12 protein-coding genes are annotated in these 15,636 nt (G+C 41.3%); 8 read left to right on the top strand and 4 right to left on the bottom strand.

Annotation, left to right across the window (positions count from 1 at the left end):
- Positions 1 to 73: 73 nt before the first annotated feature.
- Together ACVW0P_RS05430 and ACVW0P_RS05435 are read left to right on the top strand one after the other, a co-directional pair.
- Positions 74 to 1,453 (top strand): M16 family metallopeptidase, encoded by a 1,380-nt coding sequence (locus ACVW0P_RS05430; RefSeq protein WP_457131181.1) that lies wholly within the window; start codon positions 74 to 76, stop codon positions 1,451 to 1,453.
- A gap of 15 nt (positions 1,454 to 1,468) precedes the next feature.
- Complete coding sequence (locus ACVW0P_RS05435) at positions 1,469 to 2,803, top strand: M16 family metallopeptidase (protein WP_457131182.1); 1,335 nt, start codon at positions 1,469 to 1,471, stop codon at positions 2,801 to 2,803.
- Between the two features lie 93 nt (positions 2,804 to 2,896).
- Here the strand turns inward: ACVW0P_RS05435 and ACVW0P_RS05440 are convergent, their stop codons facing one another.
- From ACVW0P_RS05440 to ACVW0P_RS05450, 3 genes are all read right to left on the bottom strand, one after another.
- On the bottom strand, positions 2,897 to 4,015 hold the full coding sequence (locus ACVW0P_RS05440; RefSeq protein ID WP_457131183.1) for an AI-2E family transporter: 1,119 nt from the start codon (positions 4,013 to 4,015) through the stop codon (positions 2,897 to 2,899).
- 115 nt (positions 4,016 to 4,130) lie between these two features.
- A complete protein-coding gene (locus ACVW0P_RS05445; protein ID WP_457131184.1) occupies positions 4,131 to 5,477 on the bottom strand; it encodes a hypothetical protein in 1,347 nt (448 codons plus the stop codon).
- Between the two features lie 275 nt (positions 5,478 to 5,752).
- Positions 5,753 to 7,231 carry a glycine--tRNA ligase gene (locus tag ACVW0P_RS05450; protein ID WP_457131185.1) on the bottom strand — a complete coding sequence of 493 codons (1,479 nt, stop codon included), beginning with the start codon at positions 7,229 to 7,231 and terminating at the stop codon, positions 5,753 to 5,755.
- Positions 7,232 to 7,400: 169 nt separating this feature from the next.
- On the opposite strand from ACVW0P_RS05450, the gene ACVW0P_RS05455 reads away from it, so the two are divergent.
- The 4 genes from ACVW0P_RS05455 (at position 7,401) to gldG (ending at position 12,065) form a co-directional block, all read left to right on the top strand.
- Entirely contained in the window at positions 7,401 to 8,108 is a 708-nt protein-coding gene (locus ACVW0P_RS05455) for an ATP-binding cassette domain-containing protein (RefSeq protein ID WP_457131186.1), read from the top strand.
- A gap of 140 nt (positions 8,109 to 8,248) precedes the next feature.
- Positions 8,249 to 8,764, top strand: a complete 516-nt coding sequence (locus tag ACVW0P_RS05460; protein ID WP_354429368.1) for an outer membrane beta-barrel protein — start codon at positions 8,249 to 8,251, stop codon at positions 8,762 to 8,764.
- A gap of 196 nt (positions 8,765 to 8,960) precedes the next feature.
- Positions 8,961 to 9,491, top strand: coding sequence for a hypothetical protein (locus ACVW0P_RS05465; RefSeq protein ID WP_457131187.1), 531 nt, complete (start codon positions 8,961 to 8,963; stop codon positions 9,489 to 9,491).
- A gap of 162 nt (positions 9,492 to 9,653) precedes the next feature.
- Positions 9,654 to 12,065, top strand: coding sequence for a gliding motility-associated ABC transporter substrate-binding protein GldG (gene gldG, locus ACVW0P_RS05470; RefSeq protein ID WP_457131188.1), 2,412 nt, complete (start codon positions 9,654 to 9,656; stop codon positions 12,063 to 12,065).
- Positions 12,066 to 12,084: 19 nt separating this feature from the next.
- Here gldG and ACVW0P_RS05475 read toward each other — a convergent pair whose 3' ends face one another.
- On the bottom strand, positions 12,085 to 13,410 hold the full coding sequence (locus ACVW0P_RS05475; protein WP_457131189.1) for a TPR end-of-group domain-containing protein: 1,326 nt from the start codon (positions 13,408 to 13,410) through the stop codon (positions 12,085 to 12,087).
- Positions 13,411 to 13,683: 273 nt separating this feature from the next.
- Between ACVW0P_RS05475 and dnaN the strand changes: the two genes are divergently transcribed.
- Positions 13,684 to 14,808, top strand: a complete 1,125-nt coding sequence (gene dnaN / locus ACVW0P_RS05480) for a DNA polymerase III subunit beta (RefSeq protein ID WP_354429374.1) — start codon at positions 13,684 to 13,686, stop codon at positions 14,806 to 14,808.
- A gap of 147 nt (positions 14,809 to 14,955) precedes the next feature.
- Positions 14,956 to 15,636, top strand: a complete 681-nt coding sequence (locus tag ACVW0P_RS05485) for a DUF4397 domain-containing protein (RefSeq protein ID WP_457131190.1) — start codon at positions 14,956 to 14,958, stop codon at positions 15,634 to 15,636.

A 15,636-nucleotide genomic window follows, 5' to 3' on the forward strand; every position in this document is an offset into this window, starting at 1 on the left:
AACCCTTAGCTATTTTTAAATACTTGTAATATATTAGGGGAATCATACTCTAACACGATATCAAAGCAAGTATATGACCCTTAAAATTACTAAACTATTAACGGTTACCGCCGTTGGGATGCTAACAACCCTGTGCGCGATTGCCCAGCCCCGGCTACCCGAGGGCTACTTTTACAAGAAGCTGCCAAATGGATTGGATGTTGTTGTAATCGAAAACAGCAAAGTGCCGCTTACTACAATCGAAATTGCTGTAAAAAATGGCGCCTACACCGAAGGCCCCGAGTACAGCGGCTTATCACATTTGTTTGAACATATGTTTTTTAAAGCGAATAAGGATTACCCTTCGCAAGAGAAATTTCTGAAACGTACACAGGAACTTGGCGCTATCTGGAACGGCACCACCGGCGATGAGCGCGTAAACTACTACTTTACCGTTGGTAAGGATAACCTGGACGGCGGTTTGCACTTAATGAACTCATGTATCCGTTTCCCCGATTTTAAACAGGAAGAAATGGTAAAAGAACGCCCGGTTGTTGACGGCGAATTTCAGCGTAACGAGAGTAACCCAGGTTTCCAGCTATATTTTGAGTTAAGCAAAAGGATGTGGGGCGACCTCATTACCCGCAAAATGGCCATTGGCATCCACGAGGTGATCAATACTGCAACACCGGAGAAGATGACCATCATCAAAAATAAATATTATCATCCCAACAATAGTTTGCTAACAATATGTGGCGATGTAAAGCATGACGATGCCTTTAAAAGGGCCGAAGACATCTTTGGGGACTGGCCAAACAGCGGCTTCGATCCGCATGTAAAGTATCCTATCCCTGCGTTCCCGCCGCTTGCCCGGAATGATGCTTTTGTAAAGGAAATGTCGATAGCACGTACGCCTATGATGATGTATGCATGGCAAGGCCCCGCTTATATGACAGATTCTGCATCAACCGTTGCTGCTGATGTTTTCACTGCTGTTGTAGGCTTAAATTCGTCTAAATTACAGCAGGCACTTATTGATAAAGGGCTTGCTTCATCAGCAAGTGTAAGCTATGGTACCAGCCACTATACCGGTATGATAGATATGTTTGTGGTACCAAACCCAACAAAACTTAAGGAGTGTAATGATGAAGTGCGCAACCAGATAGCCATGTGGGGCAAAGCAGATTACTACACTGATGAGCAACTTACCGATGCTAAAGCTATTTTGCTGCGTAACCATAGCCGCGAGTTAGAGAAACCGTCTTCGCTGCCATCGCAGTTAAGCTTTCAGTGGTGTAGCACATCATTCAATTACTACACTGATCTTAACAATAACTATCAAAAAGTTAGCCGTGCCGATATTGCTAAATACATAAACACATATATCGCAGGCAAGCCCATGGTATCGGGGATGGTAATCACACCGGAGTTAAGCAAACAAGTAAATGCTGCATCTTTTTTTGTAACAAAATAATTTAACCTAACCACAATGAAGAAATATATATACCTATTGCTTGTAGCAGCTGCTACCGGGGGCGCACAGCCTGCCGCGGCACAGCAAAAAGCTTACGAAATGATGGTTGATGGTGTGAAAGTTATTGTTCAGCCGAGCGGTAACGATATTGTAGAGATACAAACCATTATAAAAGGTGGCGTGCAAAATTACCCGGCAGCCAAAGCCGGTATCGAGGCCATGGCCATGAACGCGCTTAACGAGTGCGGTACCTTAAAGCATGATAAAAACGCATTTAAAAATCAGCTGGATAAAATTAGTGCTGCCGTTTATGGCGTTGCGCTTAAAAACTATTCGGTAATTAAGATCAACTGTATAAAAAGCGACTTTGAAACCGCATGGCCTTTATATGTTGAAGCATTAACTATTCCCAAATTTGATGCTAAGGAATTTGCGCGTATCAAACAGGATCAGATAAACCAGCTGAAGGCTGAAGATTCTAATCCGGACGAGGCAATTGATAAGTATGCTGATAAAGTTGCTTTTAACGGCCGCGATTATGCAAAAGACCCTAACGGTACCCCGGAAACCATTCAGCCTTTAACAGCCGAAGAAACGAAAGTTTATTACCACTCGGTATTAACAAAATCGCGCATGCTGGTTGTTGTAGTTGCTGATCTGGACCGTGCCGATATTGAAGCCAAGGTAAAAGGTATGTTAAGCACTATTAAAAGAGGTGTGCCGTTCGAATTGAAGAAATCCTTCTTTAGGGCGTATAAAAACACTTTCTCTGCTGAAAAGCGCGACCTGGCTACCAACTACGTAGAGGGTGTTACCAGCGGCCCTGCCCCGGGCACGGCCGATTTTGACGCCTTTAATGTTGCCATGCGCATATTTGCCGATAAGCACTTTCTGGACATCCGTACCAACAATGGCTTGTCTTACGCGCCGCAATCGTGGTTTAGCGTGGGTTCAACTTCAGTAGCCAAGTTCTCTGTCTCAACTACCTCACCTAATAAGTACATTGCTGTATTTGATAAACTGGTTGATCGGCTAAAACGCGACGGCTTTAACGTTGCAGATGTTGCCGATATGAAAGTGACCTACTTAACAGGCTTTTACTATAAAAACGAAACTAACACCGCGCAGGCAGGTTCAATAGCATCTAACGAGGTATTGCATAACAACTGGAGGCGATCTTTAACCCTTGCAGAGGATGTAAAGAAATTGACCCCAACGCAAGTAAGCGATGCTTTCCGTAAATATATTGGAAACATCATCTGGGTTTACCAGGGCGATCCTAAAAAGGTAAACCCAATACTGTTTACAAATGGCACGTTAAACAAAGCCGATAACCCGGTAAGTCATTAATTAGTTCATAGTTGATGGTTCATGATAGCTTCAACAAAAAGTCCGCGAGTTTTATCGCGGACTTTTGTTATTTAATAATACGGCTATGAACCATTAACTATGATCTTCTTTCGGTAATACCGCTTTCTTTCTGTTCCGGTTCCCCCATCGCTCGCCCATGTGGTGGGTTGGGATGTAATCGCCAAGTAATTTGCCCCAGGGTTTAAGGTCGTCTATCCGGTCGAAAACTATTTTTAGCACCGCCACAAACGGGATAGACAAAAACATGCCCGATACCCCCCAAAGCGCGTTACCCAGTAACACTACAATGATGCTCATCAGGGCGTTTATCTGTACTTTAGAAGATACAATGCGTGGTACTAATATGTTGTTATCGATAAATTGGATCACAATATAAGCGCCTATAACTGCCAACTGGGTTGTGTAGCCATCTTTAGTAACCGTAGCCATTAACACAGGCAATGCTATCGCTATTATGCCGCCTAAATAGGGGATAAGATTTAATATAGCGCCGATGCAACCAATCAAAATGCCATATTTTACGCCTAATAAAATAAGGGCCGTAGAGTTCATAGCGGCTACGATGATCATCTCTATCAGTAAACCTACGATGTAGCTTTGTATAGCTGTTTTGGTTTCGCTTAGCACATCACTTACTTTTTTGGAGTTTTCTTCAGAGAACACTTCATATAAAAAGTTAAGGATAAGCGTTTTGTAAAGCAGCATCAAAAAGATGTACACCGGCAGCAGGAAGATGATAGCTAATGTGCCCAGCAAGCCATTTACGGTTTTACCCACCATTGCCTGGCTGTTGTTTAGCGCATCCTTCAACATTTTTTCCTGCTTGCTTATCTCCACGCCAAATGTTTGCTGGATCCAGTTTTTAAGCTCGACGGTTATCGACTCAAACTTTTTTTGCAGCATAGGTAATGAATCGCCAAACTGTACTATTTGTGTGCTCAAAAAGTAAAACACGGTAGCCACCGCAATTATCGCTATCAGCATTGAAATGGAAATTGCCAAAACTTTCGGCACCTTTTTCCGCTCCAACCGGTTAACCAAAGGGTTTAATAATACCGCTAAAAATGCCGCAAAGGCAAGGGGAACTAATATATCGGCCAGTTGTACCATTACATACACCAGCAATATAAGCCCAAAAAGCACCGCTGTGCTTTGGATATAAAAGGGCTGATCTTTAATTTTTACTTGCATGTAGTTGTGTTTTCATATAAACACAAAAGGAGCGTAGGAGAGAATTGTTTCGAGACAATAAAAAAGGGCCCTTGTGTGCTAAAACAATGGCGCTTTTTTCAATTATAAATCTTTATTAATTCGCATTCAATTGCAGCGAAATATCACTTTTGGGTGAAAACATCTTTGGAGAGTAATATGGAACAATAAAATTGTTATCAAACCAAAGAATAGATTCGCCTGCCGAATAGCTACGACTGCCTAAATTCTTTTTTGATAGACGCTCCATTTTATCCCATTTTCCAGAAGCTACGTCTAATATGCCATACACGCCATATGGGGAACTCTTTTTGTGATTGGCAACTATATAAAGTTTGTTATTACTTATATGATAACCTGTCTTTAACCAGATATCAGAATATGAACTATTAGCAGGCAAAAACTGTTGATATTTTAATTGAAGATTATGGTCAAAGCCATTAATTAATAAAGTGCCCTGGCATCTATAAAAAATAATATGAGAATTATTAGATGAACCAACTGCGTCAGTGTAAGTAGATGCTACAGCAACAATTAAACGCCCCGATGTTTCGCTCATAAATTTGACTTCCATTAAGCGTATATCGCCAAAATCAATGTCATCAATATCCTTGGTTACAGGGACAAAGGCCTTTTTTAAAGTTTTAAGATTATTTCTGTCGAGTATTTGTACTACATATGTCTTTTTACTTGTTGCAAAATTAAGTTTACCAATGCCAAGTTCAGGATCTTTATTTTGGTTTGAGTATGTAATACCATAATATAATTCATCACGATTTTCGGCAGGTAATAAATAAAAATAGTCGCTTAAGATAGCGTCGGCCCGTTCTTTGAAAATTACAGGAACCGTTAATTGATTAGAAGGTGCAGTTTTATCCGCATCGTACTTATATATTTCTATACTTGGGCCGTTCAACCAACTTATAAACATATCGGCACTTTTGTTCCATGCAAGCGAAATAAATTTACCTGTAGATATTACAGGGCTAAAGGCCTTAACAGAATCCAGGTTATCGTTAAACTCAACTACCTTCAAAGAGCGTGTGTCGTTCAATTCGTTTCTGAAGTAATCGCCCGTTGTAAAAACACTCATTGAGGGCCCTGCTAAATGAAGCTTTCTCTTGTAAGCAGTTTGTCTTACTGCAAGTTTAAAAAATGAACCATCCCCTGTATACATTTGTGGATATTCAATATACTCGTTAGATGATTTATAAACAGTTTTAGTTGCAAGTACCTTACCGTTTGAAGAGTCTAATACGTAAGCAACAAAAGTGTTATTTGTACCCTTAAAATTGCTGTGATCTGATGATGCAAGTGCTATCACTTTACCTTTAAGTTTATCGGTTTTTATACCGTAACCGGCAAGTGTTGTGCGCCACACCACCTGCATTTTGTCGTTAACTGCTATTAGGTCGAAACTATCATTACCGGTAGTTACCTGCATGATATTCAGGTGGTCGTTAAAGGCAAACGAATTTGATGTTTTAGCTCCTTTAACAAAGTCTTCAATAACTGGCGGTTCGTTTTGTGCCAATGTTAAGGCAGGAAGGAATATAATGGCAAGATAGGTAAGTAAAGTTTTTTTCATTTATGGGGGATAAGGGTTAGCTCAAATATATTATATTTTTCCTGGTTGGCTGTTGCATGCAATAAAAAAAGCGCCCCAATTAGGGCGCTCGTATCTTTCGGTCTTTTGGGGCTTACCGACTTACTATCTAACTATCCTAACAGGTTTTTCCAGCTCACCATATCGCCGATTATTTTTTCTAATTGGTCGGCAGGTACGCGTTCCTGGGCCATGCTATCGCGATGGCGGATGGTTACGGTGTTATCTTCAAGCGTTTGGTGGTCTATGGTGATACAAACAGGTGTACCAATGGCATCCTGGCGGCGGTAGCGTTTGCCAATGGCATCTTTTTCTTCGTATTGTATGTTGAAATCAAGTTTCAGCCTGTCCATTATTTCGCGGGCTTTTTCAGGCAAACCGTCTTTTTTAGTCAGCGGGAAAATAGCTGCTTTAACCGGCGCAAGGCAAGGGTGCAGGCGCAACACGGTACGGCTATCCTGTTTCTCTTCAGTGCTTAGGTTTTCTTCTTCGTACGCGTTGATCATGGTCAGCAAAAACATCCTGTCTAAACCTATCGAAGTTTCGATAACATAAGGGATATAATTGCCGTAAGGTTTGCCATCTTCGCCCAATTCAGGATCGAAATACTGCATCTTTTTGCGCGAGAATTTCTCGTGCTGGCTTAAATCAAAATCGGTACGGCTGTGGATGCCTTCAACCTCCTTAAATCCAAACGGAAAATCAAATTCGATATCATAAGCGGCATCGGCATAGTGTGCCAGTTTAGTGTGTTCGTGGTAACGGTATTTGGCGGCATCAGTACCTAAAGCAAGGTGCCATTTTAAACGGGTTTCTTTCCATTTGGCAAACCATTCTTTTTGTGTGCCGGGGCGTACAAAGTACTGCATTTCCATTTGCTCAAACTCGCGCATGCGGATGATGAACTGGCGGGCTATAACCTCGTTACGGAACGCCTTACCAATTTGCGCGATACCGAAAGGGATCTTCATCCTGCCCGATTTTTGTACGTTAAGGTAATTCACAAAGATCCCCTGTGCCGTTTCCGGACGAAGGTAGATCGTTTCAGATTCATCAGCAATGGCACCAACCTGCGTGCTAAACATGAGGTTAAACTGGCGCACATCTGTCCAGTTAGCAGTACCACTTACCGGGCATTTTATATTTTGTTCGATAATGAGTTCTTTAAGGCGCGGTAGGTCTTCGGCTTTTAGGGCATTGTCCATCTCGATCTGTAGTTCTTCAGCTTCGCTGGTTTTGCCTTCTTCGTCCAGTTTAGCTACGCGGTCTTCCAATAATTGGTCGGCGCGGTAACGTTTGTTGCTGTCTTTGTTGTCAATCATCGGGTCGCTAAAGCCGTCAACGTGGCCGCTTGCTTTCCAAATGGTTGGGTGCATAAATATTGCCGAATCGATCCCAACGATGTTATCATGCATTTGTACCATTGATTTCCACCAGTAGGTTTTGATGTTATTTTTTAACTCCGAGCCGTTTTGGCCGTAATCGTAAACTGCGCTAAGGCCATCATATATCTCGCTCGATTGGAAAACAAAGCCATATTCTTTGCTGTGCGATATAACATTTTTAAAAAGTTCGTCGGTTGATTTGCTCATAATAGGGGCAAAGATAGTTTTTAGAGGCGAAAGGTTAAAGGCCAAAGGTAAAAGGACATAATATCGAATAACGAATGTCGGATTATAAATACTGAAGTAATGTTTTACCGTTCGGAATTCAGTGTTCAAAATTCGGCGTTCGTTATTTTCTTTTCTAACTTTACCGCATATGAGCATAAAGGTAGATGCGTTAACAAAAGTTTACGGGCAGCAAAAGGCTGTGGATGGTATTAGTTTTGAGGCCGGTGTTGGTGTGCTTGGCTTTTTGGGGCCAAATGGCGCGGGCAAATCTACCACCATGAAAATGCTTACCTGCTTTATTCCCCAAACATCGGGCACGGCATCTGTATGTGGGTTCGATATTGGTAAAGATCCATTAAACGTTAAACGCAATATTGGCTACCTGCCGGAGAGTAACCCTTTATATACCGATATGTATGTAAAGGAATCGATGGCTTTTGTGGCGGGCATCCACGGCCTCCAAAATGCCGGTAAACGCATTGCCGAGGTTATTGAACAAACCGGCCTTGGGCCCGAGCAGCATAAAAAGATAGGCCAGCTATCAAAAGGCTACCGCCAAAGGGTGGGGCTGGCCCAAGCCATATTACATGACCCGCAGGTGCTGATACTTGATGAGCCAACCTCCGGCCTTGATCCAAACCAATTGGTAGGCATTCGCCAGTTAATTACCGATCTGGGTAAAACAAAAACCATCATCCTGTCAACCCATATTATGCAGGAAGTTGAAGCCGTTTGCAGCCAGGTGATTATCATTAACAAGGGAACAATTGTTGCAAATGATACGCTTGAGCAATTAAGGGGAAACAACAAAGGCAATACTTTAGAGAATATATTTATCGATCTTACCAATAAATAAACAGCACATTTAGAGTGATTTATATTTTTTTTTGTTTCTTTTGTAACGGAATATTGGGTATTAGCGTCCATATAGCCAACAAACCGGGCAAAGCATACGGTATTGCAATGCCTTACTTAAAATCACACAATTATAAAATTATGAAAAAAGCACTATTACTATTAACCGTATTATGCGGTATCTCGATCAGCTCATTCGCGCAATCATCAAAAGAAACTGGAAAATTTAGCATTGGTTTTGAAGCAGGCTTACCTTTAGGCGATGCAAAAGACGTTTCTGATTTAGTTATTGGCGGTTCATTAAAATATGACCACCCAATAGCTGATAAAACTTTTATTACAGGTTCTGTGGGTTACAACAAATTTTTATCAAACGATGACGCTAAGTCTATCGGTTATAAACTTTATGCTATACCTGTAAAAGTTGGCGTGAAATATTTCTTTGCCGAAAGTTTTTATGGTGAAGCACAAGTGGGTGCTGCATTTGTAAATGAAAGTATACTTGGCTCTAGTGGCAACACTACAACGTTTGCCTACTCTCCGGGTATCGGTTACGCATTCGGCGGCGGTGTTGATCTTGGCGTACGTTACGAAGGGTGGACAAAAAGTGGTACTACCATCAGCCAAGTCTCTGCCCGTTTAGCGTATAGCTTCTAATATCTAAGGCTATATTAAAGGCCCTCTTAACTAGTTTGAGAGGGCCTATTTTGTGTAATGCCCATCAAAAAACCCCGTGGCCATTTGTTAAATTATACGACTATGCCTTAACATTCATTAACATCCCTTTAACGTTTTGTGATGTCTATAATCTTTACGTTTGTTCTTATTAAGCAACCTATTATAACTTAAAAGAATGAAAAAATTGCTATTGCTATCAGCCATCTTATGTGGCTTGTCTATCACTTCGTTTGCGCAAACATCGCCGGCACCAAGAACCGCTAAATGGAATTTTGGGTTTGAGGCCGGCCTCCCGCTTGGGCATCTGCATGAAGCCTATTCATCCGTATTCGGCGCTTATGCCAAATACGAGTACCCTGTTTTTAAATCTACCTTTATTACCGCGTCCACGGGTTACAGGCGGTATTTTTTTACGGATGAGTTGAAGCAATACACCAAATCTGTTGTAGGCGAGGATAGATCGGGTGTGGGTTCAATCCCAATTATGATCGGTGTAAAGCATTATTTTGGAGACGGTCTTTTTGCTGAAGGGCAAATTGGGAAGTCATTTTATACCCGTAAAGGCTCCGGCTCTTCGTTTGATTATGATCTTGGCGTGGGTTATACCTTTAGAAACGGGATTGAAATTAGTGCCAGGTACCAGGGCTTTAATCAATCAAATGTAAATACGAATATTGCGGCTATCCGTTTAGGCTTCAGATTTTAACATTTAGCCAGGGTGCAGCACGTTTAGCCCCCAGCATCAAATTCAACCAAACTTTATATGAAAGCCCCCCGATCTATCGTGGGGCTTTTTTGTTTTGCACATTTAAGTTTTGCTGCACAATAATCGTATTTTCGGGCGTTTACTCATAACAATCCCAATAAAGTGTTCAGCATTCTTAAAAAAGAAATAACAACCTATCTCAGCTCGTTGGTGGCGTATATCACCATTGGCGTTTTCCTGCTTGTTTTAGGGTTGTTTTTGTGGGTGTTTCCGGAAACCAGCATCCTGGCTTACGGCTACGCCGGGCTTGATAGCCTGTTTAGTACCGCTCCATACCTGTTTATGTTTTTAGTGCCGGCCATCACCATGCGCTCACTTGCTGAGGAGCGGAGGGAGGGCACATTTGAACTATTGCTCACCCGCCCATTAACCAATATACAGATAGTTTTAGGTAAATACTTTGCGGGCGTAGCCATTGTGCTGCTCGCATTGATACCTACGTTGGTTTATTACTTCAGCGTTTATACATTGGGTACACCACAGGGTAATATCGATACGGGTGCGGTTATCGGCTCTTATATCGGCCTGTTCCTGTTAGGTTCATCGTTTGCCGCTATTGGTTTATTTGCTTCGTCGGTTAGTAAGAACCAGGTAATAGCTTTTACCATCGCGGTTTTCCTTTGTTTCTTTTTTTATAGCGGGTTCGATTCGTTAAGTTCCATACTATCATTCCAAAACCTGGGCCTGCAAGGCTTGGGGATTAACGAACATTACCAGTCTATCAGTCGTGGGGTATTAGACACCCGCGACCTGATGTACTTTGTTGTACTGGTGATATTTTTTCTGTGGCTTACCTTGTTTGTATTGCACAGGCAGGCAGGCAAAAAGTTTATAAATACTGTTTTTTTAAGTGTGTTAGGGGTCATGTTTTCCTTAACAGCTGTAACAATCGTTTCCGATAAGTTATTCACCCGTTTCGATTTTACTAAGGAGAAACGCTTCACCATATCGCAGGTTAGCCGCAATGTAATGCATAGCCTTAAGCAGCCGGTAACCGTTACGGTTTACCTGGAGGGAAAAGATTTCCCAGGGGGGATGAAAAGGCTGCAAACATCCGTAAAGGATATGCTGGCCGACCTGCAAGCCTACAGCCGAGGCGAACTTAAATATGAATTTGTCGACCCTATAAAAGGCTTGTCTAACGAGCAGCAAAATCAAGCGTATGAAGATCTGGCAGCCAAAGGTATCGAGGCGCAAAACCTAAGTGTTAAAACCGATGACGGCGTATCACAGAAGGTAATATTCCCGTACGCGCTGGTTAATTATGGCGATAAAAGTATCCCGGTAAAATTGCTGCAATCGCAAAGCAACATGAACCTTTCGCCCGATGAGATCCTGAATAATTCCATTCAAAACCTGGAATACGCTTTTACATCATCTATAAAGAAAGTTGTGTATGGCGGCAAGCAGCGCATTGGGTTTACCGAAGGCCATAACGAACTTACAGATCTGCAACTGAACGATGCCATGCGTTCCCTTGCCGATGGGTATTTGGTGGGCCGTATCAACCTTGCCAGCATCCCGTTGGATAGCCTTGCCAAAGTGAGTATGCTGGTAATTGCTAAACCCGATAAAGCCTTTACCGAGCTCGAAAAATTTAAGGTAGACCAATACATTATGCACGGTGGCCGTGTGCTTTGGGCCATTGACCAGGTAAGCGCCGAACTGGACAGTCTGCGCGGTCATGGCGGCGAGCAACTAGCCTTTAACAAAAATTTAAATTTAGACGATCAACTATTCCGCTACGGGGTAAGGATCAATTATGACCTTATAGCCGATATGAACTGCGCGCCCATCCCGGTTACTACGGGCAACGCAGGCGGGCAGGCGCAGATCCAGATGCTACAATGGTTGTACTACCCGGTGTTTTTGCCGTTATCCAAGCACCCTATTGTAAAAAACCTGGACGGCATTACCAGCCAGTTTGCGAGTACTATCGATTTGTTGGATACCAAAAGTATCGAGAAAACCATCCTGCTTACATCATCGCCGTATAATAAAAAAATAAGCACACCTAAAGTACTTTCGCTACAGGCCTTGCAGGACGAGCCAAAGCCTAAAGATTTTCAAAGCAACCCTAAAATTACAGGCGTTTTGCTTGAAGGTAGCTTTACTTCTGATTTTAAAAATCGGCCGTTACCGGAGGGCTTGACGGAAAAGGTGACTATACAACCGCAAGGCACCCCAACAAAAATGATCGTGCTAAGCGATGGCGATATCTTGCGTAACCAGGTTGGCAGCGATGGTTCACCATTCCCTTTGGGCTACGACCACTACAGCCGCCAAAACTATGGCAATAAAAACCTACTGCTAAACATAGCCGATTACATGACCGATGATTCGGGTCTTATTTCGCTGCGCAGCAAAGAGATTCAGATCCGCCTGCTTAACCGCGCCCGCATCCGCGAAGAGAAACTGTTTTGGCAGCTTGTAAATAATATTGTACCCATCGGTATAGTGTTAATATTCGCTATTTTTCAACACTATATCCGCAAGCGAAAGTATGCTCATTAAGTAAAAGCTTTTAAAGAGATTATTTGGTCAATTGAATAAAATCAGGATCTGCCCAAAGGTTTTTTAATTGGTGAAATTGCTTTGCATCATTTTTTAAGTCGGGCTCCAGTTCAAATGTTTTTTTAAGAAGATATATCGCTTCCTGGGTTTGGTTTTGCAGGCTTTTCATGATGGCCATTTGGTAATAGTTCCATGAGAATTCTTGTATGCGGTTCAGGTTGTCATACACTTTTATGGCTTCATCGTATTTTTCAATGTCTTTAAGATAAAGGCCCTTGCAATATTCCAATTGATATTGTGCATGTACATCAATAGTGTTTTTATAAGTTGAAAACTCGCTTAAAGCCCGTTCTTCCGGCAACTTATTTAATACACTAATTAATAGTTGTATTGCGATATCTTCTCCATGGTAGCCGGCAAATAGGGTTTTTACAGATATTAAGGCTTCCTCTATGTTGTTGTTTTTTACATGATATTGTATTATGTATATTAGTGCATTTGGGTTTTTAGGGTCATACTTGAGGATGGCCTTAACGGTATTATTAAATTCATCTTCGTTGGCTTCAGTCATTGTATTGAACAACAGATTCATCTTGTTCTCTAAGACATCAAGATGACCGGGCTCAATTTCAAGCGCTTTGTTATAAAAGTATAAGGCCTTTTCGCTGTCGCCCTTTTGTGAATATAACGAACCTTTATTTGCATAAGCTAAAGTAGCTTTATCATCCAATTCAAGAGCTTTATCAAAAAGTTCTAAGGCATTATCAAAGTATTTTAATTGCATTTGATATGCACCATAGCCAATATACTTATCTACCTGATCTGATGTGACATTTCCCTTAACATGCTCTGGATTCGGTATTATTTTGATTTCTGCAATCTCTCCCGAGTCAAGTTTGCTCTGAAAATCATCTACCATTTCGCTTATAGATCTTTTCAATTTTTCCACGATTTGGTTGGCCTGTGATATATTTAGCCCTCTGTCTAAAAGCTTTTGGGCTGTTATCTCATAGCTGTGGTTGTTTTCAAAATAAATGGTCTTGGCAAACTCCACAATATCCGTTTGGTATTGCTCGTCAAGAAAAATCACTTCTTCCAAACCGGCAGACTGCTGGTTTTTGTTTTCCTCCATTTTTAAAAAATCTTTGGTTTTTGATAAAATGAAGTTAGCCTGTTCGTCATTTAACCCATGCTTTTTTAATTCTGCTACACATGAGTCCGAATCGAAATCACTTTTCTTGAGTTGCCCTAGAGCAAGAGCACAAAACTGATTTTGAATTTGAGGCGAATTAAACTTCTCATCTTCGATTCCTTTATTTTTTTTAAAAAAGTTAAATAAGCCCATATTAATAATTTACAACATTTAGTTTTCAAAGGTAATGAGTTTTAATTGAGGGAAATATTGATAAGGAATAAATTAAGATGACCAAGTGATATATGAATTTAGAGGGGCTATTGGTAACTTATTGGCTGACCACTCTCAGACCATAAACAAATAACTAAAATAGGTATTCAGCCAACCATTGTTAATATTACACCTATTTTTCAACATTACATCTACAACTTAAAGTATGCTCATTAAATTTTATACTTTTGGTAGATAAACGTTAATTATATCATGAGATTTATTGTTTCCACATCAACACTACTTAAGCAATTACAGTCTGTAAGCGGTGCTTTAAGCAACAGCACCGTATTGCCAATACTGGAAAACTTTTTGTTCGAGATAAAAGAAGGGAACTTAACCATTTCTGCTACCGACCTGCAAACCAGCATGACCACTTCTTTGGCTGTAGAGGCAAAAGAGAATGGCCGTATAGCTATACCATCGCGCATATTACTGGATACCTTAAAATCGTTACCGGAGCAGCCTGTAGCCTTTTCGGTAGATGATACCACCTTTGCTATTGAGATAAGTGCCGGCGACGGTAAATACAAGCTTAGCGGCGAAAACGGCGAAGATTTCCCTAAGATCCCGGTTGTTGAAAATGCATCATCAGTAAACTTACCTGCGTCGGTACTGGGCGAGGCTATCAATAAAACCATATTCGCGGTTAGCAATGATGAGCTGCGCCCTGCTATGACCGGGGTATTTTGCCAGCTAAGCAGCCAGCACCTTACCTTTGTAGCTACCGATGCCCACAAGCTGGTGCGTTACCGTCGTAAAGATGCCAAAGCGGATAGTACCACATCATTTATACTGCCTAAAAAAGCGTTAACGTTATTAAAATCGGCACTGCCGGCAGATGATGTTAACGTATCAGTTGAATATAACAGCACAAGTGCTTTCTTTAAATTTGGCAACATCAATTTGGTTTGTCGTTTAATTGACGAGCGCTACCCGGATTACGAAGCGGTTATCCCGAAAGAAAACCCTAACAAACTGGCTATTGACCGTTTGGCGTTCTTAGGCTCGCTTAGCCGCGTTGCCATTTACGCCAATAAAACCACACACCAGGTTAGGTTAAAAATAAACGGAAGCGAATTGAATATATCATCAGAAGATATTGATTTTGCTAATGAAGCACACGAGCGTTTAAGCTGCCAGTACGAAGGCGACGATATGGAAATTGGTTTTAACGCCCGTTTCCTGATAGAAATGCTGAAGAATTTAAACTGTGAAGAAGTATCGTTAGAGATGTCGACCCCTAACCGTGCCGGTATTTTATTACCACAAGGCGGCGACGAGAATGAAGACGTGCTGATGCTGGTTATGCCGGTTATGCTTAACAGTTATGCATAGTTAGAGAATTAGAGGTTCGTGATCAGAGATTAGGAGTTAAAGGAACTAATCACCAATCACAATAAAAAAGTCTGGCGTTAGCCGGACTTTTTTGTTAGTCTTATAACAATACTTGTTATAATTGAGTTATATAGCAACTGCTGATAAATGATGAAATTTAAATTACCGGTTTTTATTGCCTTTATAGGTATAGTGGCTATTGCAGCATGCAAAAAGTTTGACGAGGCGCCAACTAAGGTACCTACCACATTTCTTAACTTTATTAATGCATCTACCGATACGCTTAATGTTTATGTGAATGGTAGCAGATTAAATAATTTGTCGTCAACCTATCCCCTAGGTTCATCAGGATATATACAATCGCCTTTAGGTGAGCAAAACTACCAGGTAAAAAGATTGGGCCATGGTGAAGTGTTATTTAGTGTGCCTATTAAATTAGATTCGGCCGGTGTGTATTCATTTTATGTAAACGATGGCACCGTAGAAAACTCATTCACCACACAGGATACCCTATCCACCCTATCAAATAAAGTTTCGTCGATAAGGTTTGTACACACTTCACCCAATTTAGGGGCTGTAGATATCGTAATAACAGATGATGCAAAAAAAGAGGTTAGAATAAATAAAAGAAGTTTTAAAAGTTCGTCGGTATATGTAACCGTAAAAGAAGGTGTAGAAAAGATACAAGTTTATAAAGCAGGCACCCCAACTTTGTTAAGTCAGGAAGAACGCATTTTGCAAATTGGCCGTGCATATACATTATTTACCAAAGCGGGATTAACGGATCCGGGAAACACAACCCCTTCCACGGGTTTAATTATTAATTAA

Source organism: Mucilaginibacter sp. UYNi724, assembly GCF_054057495.1.

Coding starts and splice junctions, on each gene's coding strand:
- ACVW0P_RS05430 (WP_457131181.1), top strand. CDS start 74: ATGACCCTTAAAATTACTAAACTATTAACGGTTACCGCCGTTGGGATG.
- ACVW0P_RS05435 (WP_457131182.1), top strand. CDS start 1,469: ATGAAGAAATATATATACCTATTGCTTGTAGCAGCTGCTACCGGGGGC.
- ACVW0P_RS05440 (WP_457131183.1), bottom strand. CDS start 4,015: ATGCAAGTAAAAATTAAAGATCAGCCCTTTTATATCCAAAGCACAGCG.
- ACVW0P_RS05445 (WP_457131184.1), bottom strand. CDS start 5,477: ATGCAGGTAACTACCGGTAATGATAGTTTCGACCTAATAGCAGTTAAC.
- ACVW0P_RS05450 (WP_457131185.1), bottom strand. CDS start 7,231: ATGAGCAAATCAACCGACGAACTTTTTAAAAATGTTATATCGCACAGC.
- ACVW0P_RS05455 (WP_457131186.1), top strand. CDS start 7,401: ATGAGCATAAAGGTAGATGCGTTAACAAAAGTTTACGGGCAGCAAAAG.
- ACVW0P_RS05460 (WP_354429368.1), top strand. CDS start 8,249: ATGAAAAAAGCACTATTACTATTAACCGTATTATGCGGTATCTCGATC.
- ACVW0P_RS05465 (WP_457131187.1), top strand. CDS start 8,961: ATGAAAAAATTGCTATTGCTATCAGCCATCTTATGTGGCTTGTCTATC.
- ACVW0P_RS05475 (WP_457131189.1), bottom strand. CDS start 13,410: ATGGGCTTATTTAACTTTTTTAAAAAAAATAAAGGAATCGAAGATGAG.
- dnaN (WP_354429374.1), top strand. CDS start 13,684: ATGAGATTTATTGTTTCCACATCAACACTACTTAAGCAATTACAGTCT.
- ACVW0P_RS05485 (WP_457131190.1), top strand. CDS start 14,956: ATGATGAAATTTAAATTACCGGTTTTTATTGCCTTTATAGGTATAGTG.